Genomic DNA, 16,531 nt, shown 5'->3' with positions numbered 1-16,531 from the left:
CTTTTTGTTTTTATAACGTACTGAAAAAAGGAGTAATACTGAAATGACAACAATATGCCCTGAATGCGGTTCTGAACGTATAAGTGAACGCCATATTGGCTGGATGACGGGAGGTATAGCAGGTGGCATCGCGGGGGCTCTCAGTGGTGCTGGAGCTGGAGCCGCAATGGGATCTGTCGTCCCAGTAGTGGGAACGGCAGCGGGGGCGGTTATTGGTACGTTACTGGGGAGGTTTGTTACTGGTGCTACAGCAGGCGCTGTTACGGGATCAACAATGGATGGGGTTCTGTTTGACCGGTTTATATGCCGGAATTGCGAACATACCTTTGACTGACGATTAGCCGAACTCAAATAGGAACAGATAGCCCCTCCTGCACAGATATCTCATCTCGATTACTCCTGGAAATTCTACTCATCCGCTCTTCATCAATTGATCTGTAAAAGCGATCGGTTTACTTTATTTGATAGGTTTTAATGATCAAAAATTAAAAAACGATCGGCTGTGACGATAGGTTTCACAGATCGGTTTCGCTAATTCGATCGGTATTAACAATTTTACTCCCCTTAGTCTTCCTGAAAAGATCACTAAATCCATACCGTCTGGTAGGGCATTGTCCGCAGACTGATTTCAGTTGTGCTGTCAGTGAGTTACTTCGTATTGAAGAAAGTCCATCTGATGTATGAACAGGGCTTTGAGCAGCAAATAACAGAAAGACTACTCAGGGATTTTACAGCGAGACGCCAGTTTGGTTGGCTAACGAGGAGAGGGAGCAAATGGAAGATAAAGCTAAAGCCGGTTACAACCCGGTCAAGGATGCCGTGGATATCCTGCCTGAGGGGCTCAGAAGACTCGTTTTCAGCAAGCTTAACGAGATTGTCGGCTATGAGCCTAAGATTGGCATCATGGGAAAAACCGGTGCAGGCAAATCCAGCCTGTGCAATGCCATTTTTAAAGGGGAAGAATGTCCGGTCAGTAATGTGGGTGCGTGTACTCGCGAAGTAAAGGAAATACGTATCCGGTTTGGGAAGCGTTCCATTTACCTCGTTGACATACCTGGCGTGGGGGAAAGTGCCGAACGTGACAGCGAGTACGAAAAACTCTACAAGGAGCTCATGCCAAAACTCGATCTGATCCTCTGGGTTATCAAAGGTGATGATCGTGCATTTTCAGCAGATGAGCATTTTTACAAAGATGTTCTTCTTCCCGCCGGAGGTAAAGGAAAAACGCTGTTTGTTTTGAATCAAGTGGACAAGATCGAGCCATTCCGGGAATGGGATGAACAGAACGGTTGCCCATCTCCCCGGCAGATGGAAAACATTTCTGCGAAGAAAGGCTACATCAGCCAGTGTTTTGGTTTTACTGAGTATCCGATTGTCGCCGTAGCGGCCAGTGAAGGCTATAACATCACTCATTTGGTTGAGGAGATGGTGAGGGCTCTGCCAAAGCAAGCAAAAAGCCCTTTTACAGCACAAGTAAAAAAGGAGCACAAAACAGAAAAAGTAATCGAAGATGCAACAAACGGTTTCGGCGACACCATAGATCGGGTTATCGATGAAATCATTGATATGGCTCCTATCCCCAAGCCTATAGCCACTTTGGCGAAAACTGCTAAAAAAGTCGTTGTGGAAACACTAAAGAAAGCCTGGGATTTTTTCTTCGGTTAACACTTACTCGCCCCTTTTATTTAAGGGGCTTTCATTATTTAAAGGATAAATGCATGAAGAAATTAATTATTAGTATGGCCATGCTAAATATTAGTCTGTTCTCAACTTTTACTTTTGCAAATCCAGACAACTCATGTGATGGTGAGCAGTCTATCTTTTCTGGTTATACCGTTAAAGGAAATAAATACGTCGCTGTATGCTACGTCCACGATAACATTCGCTATGTATTCGGTAAAGATGGTGCTAAACCAGATATTTTATTAAATGTTCCGAAAGATAAAGTTGAGTTTAGTCTTTCCGGGAATGGCGACCAGAGCATTACCATCCCAAACGGAGCCTATAGCTATACAGTAGGTGAGTATCTCAGAGGTGGTCCATTTATTCAGGTGTGGAAAAACGAAAAGCTCATTACCGAGATTGAGTTAGGTGGTAAGGTACTAGAGAATAATATTAGTGATTATGCCAATCCTGATATTGAATCGAATAGCAATAGCAATAGCAATAGCAATAGCAATAGCAATAGCAATGTCAGTACTAAAGATTTATTTAAATTATCTGTTTCTGGGAAATATCGGGACATTGCTCCTGGGAGACATTACTTCTGGAAGTATCAACTTATAAGTAATATGGATGATCTTAAGATTCATAAAATCACTATCAATAGAGGACGTTGTTCAATCAATGAAAGCAAAATAACATACATGACAAGGGTACAAGAGCAGAATATGTTGAATCGTGTTCATTATGGTAGTAAAGCCCAACAAATAAAAGAGGATAATGAAATACCAAGAACCAGTTGGGATCTGAACTACAGCGATGTTTACTATTTCACTGTATCTACAGACAGTGATTACGGTAAGTGTAAACCTCAGGAAGTTGTAATTGAAACCAATCAGGGAAGTTCGAAATTCACCTGGGATCTATAATTATTTTAAATAATGGATGTGATTATGAACGATAAAAATGTAAATACACTCAAAGATAGCATTAATACAAAGGTTATGAACTTCTTTCTTCTGAGTATTGCTACCGGCGGCATCTATCCCATGATGTGGCTGTATCTGAATCAGAAGAAGCTAACGGAAGAGATGAAGAGTAACTTTGTCGCTAACGATTATCCATTATGGCTTGCTGTTGTCACAGGTTTTGGCTGGTTATTAGTCGATGTCAGTTATGCCATAAGCGATACTGAGACAGTGCTAGATCATATTGCTACCCTGTTGTCAGTTGCTTCTGCTGTTATGCTGATCGTCTGGTCATTTAAAGCGAAGAACGCATTACAGGCTTACGCTTTAAATGAGTTTAAATTTGAGCTGAAGATGAATCCATTTTATACCTTCATCTTTAATGTTTACTATATTGTCTATTGCATCAACGATATGGAGTCTGAACTTCAAAAACACAAAATAATCTTCAGTCAACAAAAAAGCTAATACCACTTACAATAAGTCACCGGCCAACAAGGCAGGTGACTTATTGATTGTATTTTTATATTCCCCTCCGAAAAAACTTTTTAGTTATCCGTCAGATACCGCCCAATCCCCGGATCATAATACCGGTTCAGGTTGTAATGCAGCCCGCTTTCCTGGTCCTCGTACTAACCCTGGAAAAACGGGTTCTGATGCTAGTGATGGTATCTGGCACAAGGTTTGTCTTGAATGTTCCGCCAGAACTAATTATCCTGTCCATAGGGTATGTTAATAATCATAGATCTGCTTATCGCTTCTGAATAATCTGCGAATGAAAATAATGATAGCAGTAATGGTGCATACGCCACCAATAGCCAACAGGCTCCCCGTATTGTAACCAAGAGTTATCTTGACGGTTGTGATCTCTGAAAACTGATAGCGAAACAGGAGCGAATCCTACAAAAGATGAAAAAAAATCATTGCCATCAGGCTATAGGCTATAAATCCGGTAATGACGACTTTTTTCATTATTTATCTCCGTTGTTAGTGAAAGAATAACTTACTTGATACGAACCAACCAATACACTCAAACATCTAAAAAGGATTATTGCGCATTACTATGAGGGAGATCGGCTTACGCAGCCACCACAGGCTCCAGTTTTTCGGCAATATCATCAGAAACCAAACCCGGAAAACTTCCTTAAGCACATCATCTTTCTTCCCTGGTGAACAATTAAAAAACGCACGCACAATGCTAAAAAATGACTCATGAGTATCCTAGACATCAGCGATCAGGCCATCATATTTTAATCCTTCCCCTGCGACTGCTTTAATCTTATGCGAGCATGGCATACTGCCTGGGAACTTCGCCCTGGAAATAATTTATGCAGTTCAGACAGATCTAGATGCTGGTTTTTCTCAAGCAGCACCCACTCCTCTTCACTCCACTTTATTCCTCTCGGACGATAGAGCCCCAGTGCGTAAGCCTGGTTTCTGATGGCTGATGCCGTCCTCCCCGGCAACCTCACGGCAGCGGCAATACCTTCCAGAAGATAATACTTCCGCAGGATACGGTTTTCATCCTCACGCCATCGCCGCCTGATAATTCCCAGAGTATCCACCTTTGACCTGATACCCGCCTTCGTGCGGCGGGGTAACATTGCCAGCAGCGTCCCCATATCGGTACCGGCAGCATAGTGCGTCCGAAGGATATCCACCTCGGCATCGCTCCAGAGGTCGTACTCGGCACAACATTTCAGCCGGTTAGCCATACTTCTTACGGATGACCGGGTTCGTCCCAACAACTTCCCGATTTCTGCGACAGATAACGTCCCGTAGTACTGCTCAACAACACGTATCTCGTCGATTGTCCATGCAGTTCTGCTATTCCTGCTAACTATTTGCTCCCTTTCTTTATTCATCCGAACTCCCTGTAACATCTGTGACACTCTGCATTCCTAGCCGGTTAAGTAGCGCATGTCGTGTAATAAGCTGTTCCAGATGCATGTCCAGTTGAGCCAGTGCGGCGGAAGGTAAAGCGTCTCCCGCCGGGCGCGTAATGTTCCCGTTATCCTGAATGCGTTGTACCATGACGACTGACTATCAGATGTGCACCACAACTGGTTTGATCTCCTTCACGAGCGACATTTTTCCCATCAACGCTGAATCCTTGAGCATGGCCAACAATCACTGTAGAACCATGTTGCGGACACATGACGGTATCGCAGGATCAGCCAGACGCAACTCAAATACTGAGTCCAGGTCTTCGCCATCAAGGGAGGTTTGATAGTAGAGTTTATTCTTCAAACCAACGTGACCGGTTTCTTTGGCCATGTTGCGACTGCCACCACCTTGCCGAACCTGGGTAATCGTTGCTTTGGGGAAGTCAAAGGCAGCCATAAAACCATAGATAAATTCATCGCGATTCAGCTCGTGGGTCAGTTGTTCGAGCTGCTCAAAAATCTTCGCCTGATTGACGGCCATTAGTGATCCTGTAAGGTCTATTCGTAAAAGTCTATGCTGATACTACCAACTTGCAGCCGTTAGGACAGCCACAAGCTACTTTATGTCCTTCAAGTGCGATCTCGACACCGGCAATATTGGCCAGCGAGCTGCCTTCACTGATCACGCCGGTTACCTTACAGGCCGGGCAAAAAACCGGATCACCCTTGCGGGCGAGTGCCTGAGTTTGATTGGCCAAAGGGGAGCCACTGAGCACTTTCCCCCCGGTGGTAGTGGTATCCCCCACCAGGATAACCTTTTTTCCCTGTATGACCGTTCTCATGCCCGTGGAGCCTGGACATTACCATCATCTTCCGCTTCACTGGCCAGATCCCACCAAATGACTTCCCCCTCTTTTCCTGCCGGGGCCATTTCGCCTTGCTTAATAATGCGCATGGTGTGAGGGAATGAGGGAGTCGTCCAGTTGCCGGTCACCAGCGCCGGAGTGCCCGATTCTAATGGCGACAGTGATAATGGCCCCTGGTCATAACGGGCGTACCAAGCTTGGGTAGATAGCTCATCAAAATGGTTGGCCCCGTAGAAGTGCAGGGAATGGCCTTCTTGGTGTTTAACACGTATAGGGCGGATCAACTGGTTGACGGCCAGATATTGCGGTGATAATCCTGCCGCCAATGGGGTTAAATCTGGGTATTGTCCGGCGCGGATTAACAGCCCACCAGGATAATGTTCAACGCCGATCTCCGGGTCATGGGACAGCATCTGGCGTACCCAGTCCTCACCGCCTAACCGTTTGATATAGCGCTTGTCTAAAACGGTGATCCAATTAACACCACGAGTGCTGTGGTTATAATGCCTTTTCGCAGCAAAGGCATTTGTATTTACTTGTAGCGGTGGAAAACGTCTTGCTAATTCATATTCTAGGGAGCAATAGTCATCATAATCTCGTGGTAAGATTAAGCAATATCCGCAGTCTCCGCTGTCGGGCTCTAGTTGTTGGCACAGGTAAGTTAACCAGTCATTGAAACGCGCCATCCCCTGGGTTTCTTTAAGGTAAAACCACGGCAAAATTAAACTGAGATAAGAGTTTTCATCATCATCATCATCACCAGAATCGATATAGTGCATCAGGCAGTTGGGGGCTTCTGACATATTTTTCGCATCGCTGATATACCAGCCACCGTAGTCATAAACACCTTTATTACGGATGCAGCCTTCCACTTTGGCGATATTTTCAGGCGTGTACTTCTTCATCCCTTTAAATTCATGGGCATGAAAACTTAAATGTGTAGCAAACTCGTCACGGAAGCGGCTAAAGCAGGCCAGTATCTTTTCTCGCTTTTCCAGAGTGTAACCCTGTTTAAAAAACAGGGTGATCGACAAGCCCAACCGACTGACGACCACATCGTTATTGTCGGTAAAGGTAAATTCCGGCACCCGTTGTTCCAGCAATGCTGCATATTCGTGGTGTTGCATAGTTGCTCCTAATAAATTATTGCGCTACGGCCAGGGTACCGCCGCCCACCGCCGCCAGTGCAGCAAACAGCGCGGCGGCGGCGGCTCCGCCTGCTGCTATGGCCGCCGCGACAATGGCCACCAAAGCAACCAGAGCAGCCGCCACAGCGAGCGTAACGATAATGACAGCCACAACCTCAGCAGCCTGAATAAGCAGTTGCACCGTACCCTTACCAATATCGGAAAGTATCTGCACCCAATCGATCTGCTTTAAATACTCCAGGGTCATCTCCGACCCTAACAGCACGGTTCGCCATAAGTCCTGGCACTGCTCTACGCTCCAGGTGATGATTTCACCTGTTTTTTTGCTCACCCAGGAGAACACATAATGAGTTTGCTGGGTGAGGGGGTCGAGCACTTGCTCGCAGAACCAGTCCCCTTTCTCGGAGACCCAGGCACCAAATTGGCGAAACATCTGCCGGGTACTCTCGCTGACATATTCCCAGCCTTCTTCTGCCAGGCTGGAAACCTCATGGCCAAATCTTACCCAGTCTTCCACGGAGGGCATAAAATCCCAGGGTGAAGTGCTCAATAACGGCAGATTTTTATGCAGTGGCTGCGGGATACTTCCTGGTGTTCCTTCGGGCGGAGTTACAGGCTGTGGGTGCTCACTGTCTTTGCCACCCTCTTGCAACGGAGGCAAAATATACCGTTCCGCACTGGGTCGAGTCGCAGTATTGTATTCTTTATCGTACTGCTTTTGTTTCTCGGTACGGTTATCATCAACACGCAGAACCCCAAAACGTGCATCCGTTGCTATTGATGAATAATCTATACGTTGTCCATCTGACAATGTGTCCCCTGGAAATTTCACTTCGATCAACATCTTCAAGTTATTATTATGAAACTTGCCATCAAAATAAGTGGCTGCGCGCCCAGGCCATCGCTTATCCTCTTTTTCTACCAGAATAATGTCCGGGCGACGTATTCGGCTAACCTTATGCTTTATCCAATCCTCGGCTGAAGGACGGGCAAAGGGGTTGGTGGATTGAGGCAAATCCTCGCCATATTTCTTCTTCGAAGCTGCACTGCTGGCCAGCATGGGTAGGGGCACAGGTTTTGCCATAGCAAATACGACCTCGGCCTTATAAGGCCAGTGATAGTCGGCTTTTCTTTCCTCCATCTGGATCAGGCCACCCATCACCAACTGGTTTAAAAAGCGTAATAAACCGGCTTTAGTGACAATACGCTGCGGCAGACGCATGGCGATCTCAGCTTTCTGTGCCAGGTAGCAGGGATCTTCATCACCAGGGAACCTGCCGCGTTCCATGGTGCAATTAATTGAGGTGACTGCCGGACAGAGGTTACCAGGATTGCTCATCATCTTACTCCTTGAATTCCATGACACGTTCTACCTGGGCATTATCACTGGCCTGGTAATAGGTTTCTTTCGCTGGCTTTTGGGTTTCCGGCAGGCTAAGTTCTAGGTTGTCTTCTTTTTCGGATCGCACCATCAACGTTCTGCCCAGGGCGTCGGTCTTACCTGAAACCACCAGGTCGTTGGCCCCTTTGATGGTATAAGGTTTATTGATCAGCGGGTTACCGGTGTCTTCATGCAGCAACGTATAACGGGCAGAGTAGTTAAACAGCGGTGTTGTGGGCATAACACCGGCAGCATGTTCAGCTAGCGTAATACTCACCCCTTCAATGCGGATATGCCCCATGGGATCAATGACAATGCGACCTCCGGCATTGCCGATCTCAATCTGGCCGCTGGCAGAGTGGATCGAGATATGTTTGCCGACCTTCAGGGAGTCATTGTCTGCAATGTCAAGAAAGCGGCTTTTCTTCACGACCGTGGTCTGCTGGCCTTCGAGGGTTACGGTTTGATCTTTCGCCACCGTGAGCGTCTGATATCCGCCGATAGACTCGTCATCATCGACTTTGATCACCGAGGTGCGGTTATTATCGACCGTCAGTGTCATATCCCGGTTGATGGTAGTCGTCTGATCCCGCAGTACGTCGGTATTCATATCCTGTTGCGCATGAATATAAATTTCTTCACCGCCCCTGAGATCCTCAAACCGCAGCTCATTGAAACCGTCGCCTTTATGGGTTTTTGAGCGGAGGGCCATCTGGGTTTTGGTCGCCGGTAAGTCACCGGGTGGCAGATTGTTGGCGTGATAGGTGCGCCCAATAATGACCGGTTGATCGGGGTCACCATTGAGAAACTCCACAATTACCTCATGGCCAACACGCGGAATGGCTAACATGCCCCAGCCAGCACCCGCCCACGGATGCGAAACCCGTATCCAGCAGGAGCTGGTGTCATCCGTTCTGCCAGAGAGATCCCAGGGAAAGCGCACCTTGACCCGGCCATACTCGTCGCAATAAATTTCCTCAGACCCCGCTCCGGTGACGATCGCCACCTGTGCACCATCGATGCGCGGTTTTGGCAGCGAAAGGGGACGCCAGGTCTGCTTGTCGGGTATAAAGGTAAACTGGCATCCCAACGTGGTGCCCTGTTCCCCGGTGGCCTCTTCCAGTGCTTGCGGCTGTCTGCCGGTGTGCGTAGCCCCGGTGATTTGCCAGCGTGCGTTATGGGTTTCCAGCGGATGATTTTCCAGTGTAAACCACACACCAGGTTGGAGCGCTGGGCTGTTGGCCGCGCCATCTCCCTGATGCGCGTCGTTACGCAAAGCCTGGACGCGCCAGCGGGCAAATTGATCGCCTGTTGGGCCCGTGCCTTTGAAGCGACCAGGATAATCATAATGGCGATAATCGAAAGCCTGGTGTTCAAGGTCATTGGCAGACTCACGGGATTCAGCTTTCCAACCCGGATTTTTGAAGGTGTAATCTTTCAGCAAGACTTCAGACGGGCGCAGACTTTCTTTGCGACGAAAAGTACTGATACACAACTCGTCCGAATCTGCCCTTTTGGCTGGATGATAAGGGAGTGTTGGCCCGGTATCCAGTGCGGCGCAGTCATCAGCAAACACCAACGTGTGTTGCTGATCTTTATGCTCAAAGAAATAGAAAATCCCTTCCTCAGCGGCAAGGCGATCGAGAAATTCTGCGTCGCTTTCCTGATACTGGACGCAAAATTCACGCCTTGCATGGGTATCACGCAAAGCAAAAGCATAGTGACTGATATGATGTTCTTTCAATAACGTTTCCAGGATCTCCTGAACATTCCGCTGTTGAAAGATGCGTGAATTTCTGACTAATCCAGCGCGCCAGAGTGAGGGGCGTACACTCAGGCGGTAATGTGTCTGATGGAGTCCCGTATCTCCCTGTTCCACTTCAATCACGATGCCATTGACGATCCGCTGTACCTCGGTATCGCGCCAGATAGTCAGCGTAGCGGTTCTATCCAGAATGGCACCGAACTCGATGCAGGGATTGGCACTGGCCACCTCAAGTTCAAGAATGAATGGCATAGAGAACTGTTCATGCAACGTAAAACCCGCTACCACGAAAGTGTCAGGCTCCAGACTGCCCACACTCAGCGTAAACCGAAGCCCACTGGCTTCCCTGCTCATGCTTGCCATCCGCCTTCCTTATTTATGGCGTGAATATATTTCCGCTTAATGAAAATAAAATCGTATATATACATAAAAAATATTAATGCATATAAAAAAACAGTACAACCTATAAGTCCTCATGAAGTGTGATCTGGTCGTCTATGTCTCATTAAAAACGTGAAAAACGCAGCAAACCAAAGCTGCCCCTTTATGGGATAGTCGTCAGTGTATTATTTCAATGCATCGGAAGGTGTTACAAATATGGAGGTTTACCACACAACAACCTTTGGCTAGGGTTGGGATGAGAGCCTTGGAACTAGAGTCCAACGTACTGATGGTGTTGTCCAGCAGCATGAGGTCGCGATCGTTCACCAATCGGTGTATGAAGAAGTTGTGGATCTGGGAAACGATGGTGGGTGGGGTGAAATGTCGGCTGGCCGCTGGCTGGAGAGTATGAGGTAAGCTCACTACATCAAAAGCTGGCTGCGGCTTGTCCAAACGTTGTCGACTACAATTTGATGTATGAGTTATCATGAGATGGTTGCACAACTTAATTTATGGAGCCTGACGCACAATGAGCAATGTTGTTAACGCTTTAGATATGAAAGCTACTAAGCATCCAGTTCGTGAAGACGTCAGGAATGGTCAGGATGTGCTTCGTGATCTTCGGACAAATGAAGTATTCGTAGCGATTGTGGGACCTGCTGGGGCCGGTGCAGGAACTGCAGCCAAAATTCTTAGCTCTTTTTTCAAAGAAAATGATTATCAGGCAGAAATCATAAAAGCGAGCAGTTTAATTCGGCGTACAGCTGAAGAACATGGTTTAGAAGTACCGGTTCAGGGATACCGAAAAACTCTTGATAATATTAAAATAATGCAAGATAGAGGCGATGAGTTAAGAAAAGGAGACATTTATGACCGACATGAGGACCATTCTGCAGTGGCTAGGTTGGTATTAGGAAACATTAGTGAGTGCCGTGCTAAATTGCAGGAAGTTGAATTTAAAGGCACCCCTATTGTTCCAAATGGTAAAGCTCGGGTATTTATCATCGACTCTCTAAGGCATCCAGCAGAGGTTTCTTTGTTTAGAGAGCTTTATCAAGACTCATTTTCATTAATAGGAATAGTTTGCGATCCGGCTAAAAGAGAGGAACGCATACGGGGCAACTTATTTGATCGCTCTGAAATTGGAAATAAATTTGTTAAGAAGCAAGTTCAAGATTTTTTAAACCGTGATGAAAATGCGGAAGAAAAGTATGGTCAACATGTTTCGGATACTTTTCATGAGGCTGATTTCTTTGTTGACAATACGCAAGATGCTAATGAAGACTTGACAATTACGGGAATGAATGATCATTTGCGTCGATTCGTGAATCTTATTACGCAAAAATCAATTGTAAGCCCAACAATTTCAGAAACTGCAATGCATCACGCACGCTCCTCTCAAATGAGAAGCGTATGTCTTTCTCGTCAAGTCGGCGCTGCATTAGTTAATTCAGCGGGTAATATTGTAGCAACCGGGGCAAACGACGTGCCAAAGGCCGGGGGAGGTATTTATGGAAATTCTTTCTCCTTGCAGATAACTGAGGATCATCGTTGTGCTTTTAGAGAAACAAAATATTGTAGCAGTAATAAAGAGCAAAATAATATAATCGAAGAATTAATTAGCGTTTTCCCTGCTTTGGTAGATGGGGAAGAAAAAGATGAAATAATAAAGAAAATCAGAAAAACCAGACTTGGTGGTTTGATTGAGTTTAGTCGAGCTGTTCATGCTGAAATGGATACTATACTTTCCGCCTCTATTTCAGGCGTATCTCCGAAAGGGTGTAGAATGTATGTCACAACATACCCATGTCATTACTGTGCAAGACATATTATTGCTGCTGGAATTGACGAGGTCCAATTTATAGAGCCTTATCCTAAAAGTAAGGCGACTGAACTTCATAATGATGCTATAACTGTAGATTCTAAAGGCTGGAATCCACCATCTGAAGGGGGAACTTATGTCCTTTTTCGTCCATTCGTTGGGGTTGCGCCAAGATTATATAGACGTGTATTTTTAAAAGTTAGAGATTATAAGAATAAAGTCACTGGTGATTTATTATTAGGTTCTCCGACTTGGGGGGGGCCTTCTGAAGCATATAAAGAACCTTATTCGTCAATGGAGATAAAACTCTCTTGGCTAGGAGGCAACAATGATTAATCAAAATATACGATTAATATATAGCGATTGTAGCTCAAAAGAGAAGAATGGTCAGCGTAAGAAAGCGTATACAGTTCAGAGTGATCAGCTCGGATTATTTGACGATTTTACTGCAATAAAAGTTATATTTATTCCTGTGGCTGAGGTTTCATCTCATTCTTTTATCAATGCTATTGAAAAAAATGAACCATATTTATTATTGGATACCAGAGAGTTTCCTGATTTCTTTTCTGTTTTTATTTCTACTGAATATGCCCTAGATCAATTTAGAAAGCATGGAATTCAATACCATAGATTGCCAATTCTTGATGTTTCAGACAAAAATGAATCATCTTGGGAACAATTCTCAAAACTTAAAAATATTCTGATCAACCATCTTGATAGAAAGACAAACTCTCCAATTATAATTCTTTCTAGCACTATATCTAATCTTGATAAAGTGTCTAATAGACTAATTGGCTATATAAAACAAGAGGTTGCTCAGGTTACATTTGAACAGCTAACCAATTAATTCATTCGGCATGAAGAGTAGACATTAAACCAGATGTAATCTTGAGGCTTTATAAAGTCAACAATCATGCATAGTGAAGTATGAATTAATTTGAAAGAAAGGCCTTGCTTATATTAAATAGGCATATTCCCATACTTATGGAAATAACTTTTCAGATATATCGAAGGCAATTATTGCGACTATCAGCTGAAAGCGCTAATGCCTGATCCTCGCTGTCAAGGACTTTCTAGTACTGTTCTGTGCCATATTCTGACACTACTAGTATCACTGTACGTTAATCAGTGGAGGAGCAGTTAATATGTTGATAACAAAAAACCGCCGAGGCGGTTTACTCTTAAATATGAACGTTTAGATACTTTGAATCAAACCAAATCTGAACAAAAGATTAGAAAGTTCGCCAAGAGGGACGTTAAGCTTGCGAGCAATCACTGGCAGTGTTATGCCATCATAAGCCAGTGTTTCAATTAATGAGTCAATTATCATGGAACGCTCACGTTCCATTACTTGATCTTCGCTAACTCGGAATCCTCGCGCAGAAGCTTCTTTTACGAGATTGTTGTATTGCCATGTAGTTAATGCTCCCACCTGTCTCATTCGGTAAATAAGAGCAAAGGTAGATACTTTCCAGTTATGACGCAGTTGAAGCACTTCATCTACAGATGGATTACGCATTCTTGCCGCCAAGACATTTTCTTTCGGCATTAAAAAAGCGGAAGCAAATTCGTTAGCTTCAACTTCAATATCCTTGCCTTGCGGTGTTCCATGTTTATGCAAAACTAAATGGCCCAACTCGTGAGCTGCATCAAATCTGCTTCGTTCAGCGGTTTTCTGATTGTTTAGAAATACATATGCTTTTTCAGCTTTCCAAAACGAATAAGCATCTACTTCTGCTGCGTTTTCTGACAATGAAAAAACCTTAATTCCGTTCATTTCTAATAAATGAACCATATTAGAAATGCTTTTACTCCCAAGTCTCCAGTGATCACGAAGGACTCGCGCAGCTGATTCAGGAGTTTCACCTCTTAGATCAATCAAGTGAAGCTCCGGTAGCTTAAAACTGCTTTCGAAATAATCACTTACAATAAGTCCTAGCTGGCCAGCGCCTATTGCGGCCCCTTCCTGCGCAGAGGTCATTTTCTTTAGAGAGCGAAAAGAGACCGTAGAAGGATCAATAGTTTCAATGTCATCACCAAAGAAAAATTCAGCAGGATATTTTAAAACATCTACAAATGCAGAGATCTTTTGCTCGGATGGTTCGTATAAGCAATAATCCTTCTCATAATCAACAACCATTCTCAATGAGAGCCCTGCTTTACTAGCCAAAGCAGTCATTGTTAATCCTCTTCTTATCCTTGCAAGTCTAAGGCGCGAAGGGTTAAATTTTGCCATTTTATATCCGAATTACTCTTTTCTAATAACAGTGAATTCTGGGGTGTCGTTAAATTCTTCTTTCATAGGGAGAATTTTATTAACGAACGGAATAGCCTCAAAAATGTAGCGTTCTTTCCATGAGGCGATCCGTGGCGGAAAGCCAAAAGAGTAGATCGAAAACCTCTATATTTTACTCTCAAGTTAACCCATCTCAGATGGACTTAGCCAGAGCTATATGGCGCTCCATGCTGACCTCTTCAGATTCTACTGGTGGTAAACCTACCGATATCACTCCCGAGTTAGCGTTACGGCTTTTGGCTGGTTGCTAGTTGATATCGGTACAGCAATTAATAGCTATGATGTCACTATTTTTGACCTTATGGCCAGACTGTTATCACTGGCATCTGGGATTATGCTGATCGTCTGGGCATTTAAGGCTAAAACAGCGTTGCAAGCCTATGCATTAAATGAGTTTAAATTCGAGTTGAAAATGAACCCATTCTACACATTCATTTTTAATGTTTACTATATCGCCTATTGCATTAACGACATGGAGTCTGAACTGCAAAAGCACAAAATAATCTTTAGTCAAAAAGGCCAGTAGATCCTCTTTGTGAGTTCTGAGTCACCGGCCCACAAGGGGTCGGTGGCTTTGTCCTTTGTTTTTTAGACCCATGCACAAAAAACTGGAGACGTTAGGGGGGTTAACGTATTTTTCACTGCTCCGTGACGTTGAAAGGACCATTCCAGGTGTGATTGGCAAGATCCCCGCCAGAGAACCCGAAAAGCGTCCCTGATGGTTGCAAGACACGGTGTACGCTTTCGTGTAGCGGTTAATGGCTTGCGTTGGTCTGCTTGCAGTTTTCCAGCCAGCTAGCCGTATCAATCTTGCCGTCTCCTAAATATTTCTGTTGATTCTGCCAGTGGGCGTTCAGAAAGGGCTTAAGGCCCGTGAGTCGCTTGTTAAGTGTAAGCATCTGCTCGAACACTGAAACTTCACGTTTAAGGCCATCTTGCCCATACAGAGTCGCCGAATCGACCAGGCTACTGGCGTAGTAACCTGTCAGCTGCTGGAGCCTTTCAGATTGCTCTCCCAGCTTAGTTTTACGGTTGGCGCAACTGGTATCGCTTGCGTCCTTGTCCTTACACAGCAGTTCGTAGTTATGGTTTAAGAAATCGAGGAAGCGCCCGTCATCCTGCAGCTTGGTGCACAAGAAGGAGCCTAAATTCAGGCTGGCACGGATCGACTGATCGCGTTCTTCCTGCTGCTTTTGGTTACTGGCACGCAGTTGATTTTCCAAATCTTTTAATTTTTGTTTCAGGGCCGCGTCGTCGACATTAGAAGCGAGACTACCCAGAGCTTTGGCCGTGTCTTTTGCTTCATCGGATTTCTTTTCGTTAGTCTGATTTTCTGCACCCAGGGTTTCCCAGCTTTTTTCAAGCTGTTTAACTTTATTGGTTGAGGTGATGGTCGGTGCAACCAGCACCAGACGCAGACCCGTTGTTTTACTGGTGAAAGGTGTTGCCTGGTCGTAGTAGTTCACTTCTTTACGCGCTGCGCTGCGAATCTCTGCGGGGCCAGATAGGAAGTTACCGCCACGAACAACGAAGCCCCCAGCCTGACCATGCAAGCGGTTTAACTTATTGAGATAAAAGGGGGTAAACATCATCTCTGACACATTACCTAGCATGTCATACAGACCAAGGGGGTTAGGATTCAGCAGCCCTATAAGCTGTACTTTGCCGTTAGAAGACTGCGCACCGGAAAACCATTCATAGTTCTTAACATCGTCCATGGGGTAATGCTGATCCCGGAACTCGGCGCTATTAACTTTCAAGCCGCCACGCGCGGCAAACTCCCACTCAACCTCGGTTGGCAGGCGCAAAAAGCCAGGATTGCCATCTTCTTTCGGCAGCTTATCCATGACATTGGTACGCAGCCACTGGTTGTATTTATCAGCGGCAGTCACCGCATCGAACCAGCTCATCCCGGTGGCGGGTAAACTGAGCTTACGCGAGGGGGTGGGGCAGGTTCCTTCTGTCAATGCCTGATATTGCAAGGTGGTAAGTTCATATTTAGCTATGAGGTAATAACGTCCCTTACCTTTTTTCGCCTCAGTAAAGCTTCCGGCAATAAATGCAGGATAGCTATGTTCGATGACCCCCCAGTCACCCCCATCCTGGCCCAGCGTAATGGGCATATCATCGAGAGGACCCGCCATGGGGAGCTCGACCCGACGGAAAACCATCGAGCCTTCGCAGGGCATAGGCAAGACGATATCTGCGTCATCCGGCTTGGGATTCCAGGTATTCGCAGCCCAGGGTTCCGCCAGTGCAGATGAGACATTGCCGAGTAGGCCGAGAACTAACCAGTACGGCAGTGAGGAAGGCGTTAAGGTCACGAAAAATCTCCGCTAATCATAAGTTGACTCAA

The 16,531-nt window shown here is 45.5% G+C and carries 14 protein-coding genes and 1 pseudogene; 5 read left to right on the top strand and 10 right to left on the bottom strand.

Annotated elements, in window-relative coordinates; all coding sequences use genetic code 11:
• The first annotated feature begins 774 nt into the window (after positions 1–774).
• Genes ACKWMY_RS22860 through ACKWMY_RS22850 form a run of 3 tightly spaced genes read left to right on the top strand, consistent with a single transcriptional unit; the run spans position 775 to position 3,098 of the window.
• Positions 775–1,665 carry a GTPase family protein gene (locus ACKWMY_RS22860; protein ID WP_409487110.1) on the top strand — a complete coding sequence of 297 codons (891 nt, stop codon included), beginning with the start codon at positions 775–777 and terminating at the stop codon, positions 1,663–1,665.
• Between the two features lie 53 nt (positions 1,666–1,718).
• On the top strand, positions 1,719–2,591 hold the full coding sequence (locus tag ACKWMY_RS22855; RefSeq protein ID WP_409487109.1) for a hypothetical protein: 873 nt from the start codon (positions 1,719–1,721) through the stop codon (positions 2,589–2,591).
• 24 nt (positions 2,592–2,615) lie between these two features.
• The gene (locus tag ACKWMY_RS22850; protein ID WP_409487108.1) at positions 2,616–3,098 is read left to right on the top strand and encodes a hypothetical protein; all 483 of its coding nucleotides are present in this window, start codon (positions 2,616–2,618) and stop codon (positions 3,096–3,098) included.
• Between the two features lie 782 nt (positions 3,099–3,880).
• On the opposite strand, the gene ACKWMY_RS22845 is transcribed toward ACKWMY_RS22850, so the two are convergent.
• From ACKWMY_RS22845 to ACKWMY_RS22810, 8 genes and pseudogenes are all read right to left on the bottom strand, one after another.
• Positions 3,881–4,495 (bottom strand): hypothetical protein, encoded by a 615-nt coding sequence (locus tag ACKWMY_RS22845; RefSeq protein ID WP_409487107.1) that lies wholly within the window; start codon positions 4,493–4,495, stop codon positions 3,881–3,883.
• A gap of 146 nt (positions 4,496–4,641) precedes the next feature.
• The gene (locus tag ACKWMY_RS22840; protein WP_409487106.1) at positions 4,642–4,788 is read right to left on the bottom strand and encodes a PAAR domain-containing protein; all 147 of its coding nucleotides are present in this window, start codon (positions 4,786–4,788) and stop codon (positions 4,642–4,644) included.
• On the bottom strand, positions 4,761–5,057 hold the full coding sequence (locus tag ACKWMY_RS22835; RefSeq protein ID WP_409487105.1) for a hypothetical protein: 297 nt from the start codon (positions 5,055–5,057) through the stop codon (positions 4,761–4,763). Before ACKWMY_RS22835 ends, ACKWMY_RS22840 begins: the two co-directional genes overlap by 28 nt.
• Positions 5,058–5,088: 31 nt before the next feature.
• Positions 5,089–5,358 (bottom strand): PAAR domain-containing protein, encoded by a 270-nt coding sequence (locus ACKWMY_RS22830; protein WP_409487104.1) that lies wholly within the window; start codon positions 5,356–5,358, stop codon positions 5,089–5,091.
• A complete protein-coding gene (locus ACKWMY_RS22825; protein ID WP_409487103.1) occupies positions 5,355–6,509 on the bottom strand; it encodes a type VI immunity family protein in 1,155 nt (384 codons plus the stop codon). The genes ACKWMY_RS22830 and ACKWMY_RS22825 overlap by 4 nt, the downstream gene beginning before the upstream one ends.
• Before the next feature lie 16 nt (positions 6,510–6,525).
• Entirely contained in the window at positions 6,526–7,872 is a 1,347-nt protein-coding gene (locus tag ACKWMY_RS22820; RefSeq protein WP_235784855.1) for a VRR-NUC domain-containing protein, read from the bottom strand.
• 1 nt (position 7,873) lies between these two features.
• Complete coding sequence (locus ACKWMY_RS22815) at positions 7,874–10,039, bottom strand: type VI secretion system Vgr family protein (RefSeq protein WP_409487102.1); 2,166 nt, start codon at positions 10,037–10,039, stop codon at positions 7,874–7,876.
• Between the two features lie 243 nt (positions 10,040–10,282).
• Positions 10,283–10,473: pseudogene (locus tag ACKWMY_RS22810) on the bottom strand (ATP-binding protein); the annotation flags it as partial.
• Positions 10,474–10,586: 113 nt separating this feature from the next.
• On the opposite strand from ACKWMY_RS22810, the gene ACKWMY_RS22805 reads away from it, so the two are divergent.
• Together ACKWMY_RS22805 and ACKWMY_RS22800 are read left to right on the top strand one after the other, a co-directional pair.
• Positions 10,587–12,215: an anti-phage dCTP deaminase gene (locus ACKWMY_RS22805; RefSeq protein ID WP_409487101.1), complete on the top strand. Its 1,629-nt coding sequence runs from the start codon at positions 10,587–10,589 to the stop codon at positions 12,213–12,215.
• On the top strand, positions 12,208–12,726 hold the full coding sequence (locus ACKWMY_RS22800; RefSeq protein WP_409487100.1) for a hypothetical protein: 519 nt from the start codon (positions 12,208–12,210) through the stop codon (positions 12,724–12,726). Before ACKWMY_RS22805 ends, ACKWMY_RS22800 begins: the two co-directional genes overlap by 8 nt.
• 348 nt (positions 12,727–13,074) lie before the next feature.
• Here ACKWMY_RS22800 and ACKWMY_RS22795 read toward each other — a convergent pair whose 3' ends face one another.
• Together ACKWMY_RS22795 and ACKWMY_RS22790 are read right to left on the bottom strand one after the other, a co-directional pair.
• Positions 13,075–14,115, bottom strand: a complete 1,041-nt coding sequence (locus ACKWMY_RS22795) for a helix-turn-helix domain-containing protein (RefSeq protein ID WP_409487099.1) — start codon at positions 14,113–14,115, stop codon at positions 13,075–13,077.
• Positions 14,116–14,930: 815 nt separating this feature from the next.
• The gene (locus tag ACKWMY_RS22790; RefSeq protein ID WP_409487098.1) at positions 14,931–16,499 is read right to left on the bottom strand and encodes an SUMF1/EgtB/PvdO family nonheme iron enzyme; all 1,569 of its coding nucleotides are present in this window, start codon (positions 16,497–16,499) and stop codon (positions 14,931–14,933) included.
• Positions 16,500–16,531 lie beyond the last annotated feature (32 nt).

This window comes from Serratia sp. J2 (assembly GCF_046269175.1).
GTDB lineage: Bacteria > Pseudomonadota > Gammaproteobacteria > Enterobacterales > Enterobacteriaceae > Chania > Chania fonticola_C.
This window is presented reverse-complemented; position numbering and strand designations above follow the sequence as displayed.

Bases quoted from the DNA above. Each gene is read 5' to 3' on its own strand.
- ACKWMY_RS22820 (WP_235784855.1), bottom strand. From the start codon at position 7,872: ATGATGAGCAATCCTGGTAACCTCTGTCCGGCAGTCACCTCAATTAAT.
- ACKWMY_RS22840 (WP_409487106.1), bottom strand. From the start codon at position 4,788: ATGTGTCCGCAACATGGTTCTACAGTGATTGTTGGCCATGCTCAAGGA.
- ACKWMY_RS22850 (WP_409487108.1), top strand. From the start codon at position 2,616: ATGAACGATAAAAATGTAAATACACTCAAAGATAGCATTAATACAAAG.
- ACKWMY_RS22825 (WP_409487103.1), bottom strand. From the start codon at position 6,509: ATGCAACACCACGAATATGCAGCATTGCTGGAACAACGGGTGCCGGAA.
- ACKWMY_RS22855 (WP_409487109.1), top strand. From the start codon at position 1,719: ATGAAGAAATTAATTATTAGTATGGCCATGCTAAATATTAGTCTGTTC.
- ACKWMY_RS22845 (WP_409487107.1), bottom strand. From the start codon at position 4,495: ATGAATAAAGAAAGGGAGCAAATAGTTAGCAGGAATAGCAGAACTGCA.
- ACKWMY_RS22815 (WP_409487102.1), bottom strand. From the start codon at position 10,039: ATGGCAAGCATGAGCAGGGAAGCCAGTGGGCTTCGGTTTACGCTGAGT.
- ACKWMY_RS22800 (WP_409487100.1), top strand. From the start codon at position 12,208: ATGATTAATCAAAATATACGATTAATATATAGCGATTGTAGCTCAAAA.
- ACKWMY_RS22830 (WP_409487104.1), bottom strand. From the start codon at position 5,358: ATGAGAACGGTCATACAGGGAAAAAAGGTTATCCTGGTGGGGGATACC.
- ACKWMY_RS22835 (WP_409487105.1), bottom strand. From the start codon at position 5,057: ATGGCCGTCAATCAGGCGAAGATTTTTGAGCAGCTCGAACAACTGACC.
- ACKWMY_RS22860 (WP_409487110.1), top strand. From the start codon at position 775: ATGGAAGATAAAGCTAAAGCCGGTTACAACCCGGTCAAGGATGCCGTG.
- ACKWMY_RS22805 (WP_409487101.1), top strand. From the start codon at position 10,587: ATGAGCAATGTTGTTAACGCTTTAGATATGAAAGCTACTAAGCATCCA.
- ACKWMY_RS22795 (WP_409487099.1), bottom strand. From the start codon at position 14,115: ATGGCAAAATTTAACCCTTCGCGCCTTAGACTTGCAAGGATAAGAAGA.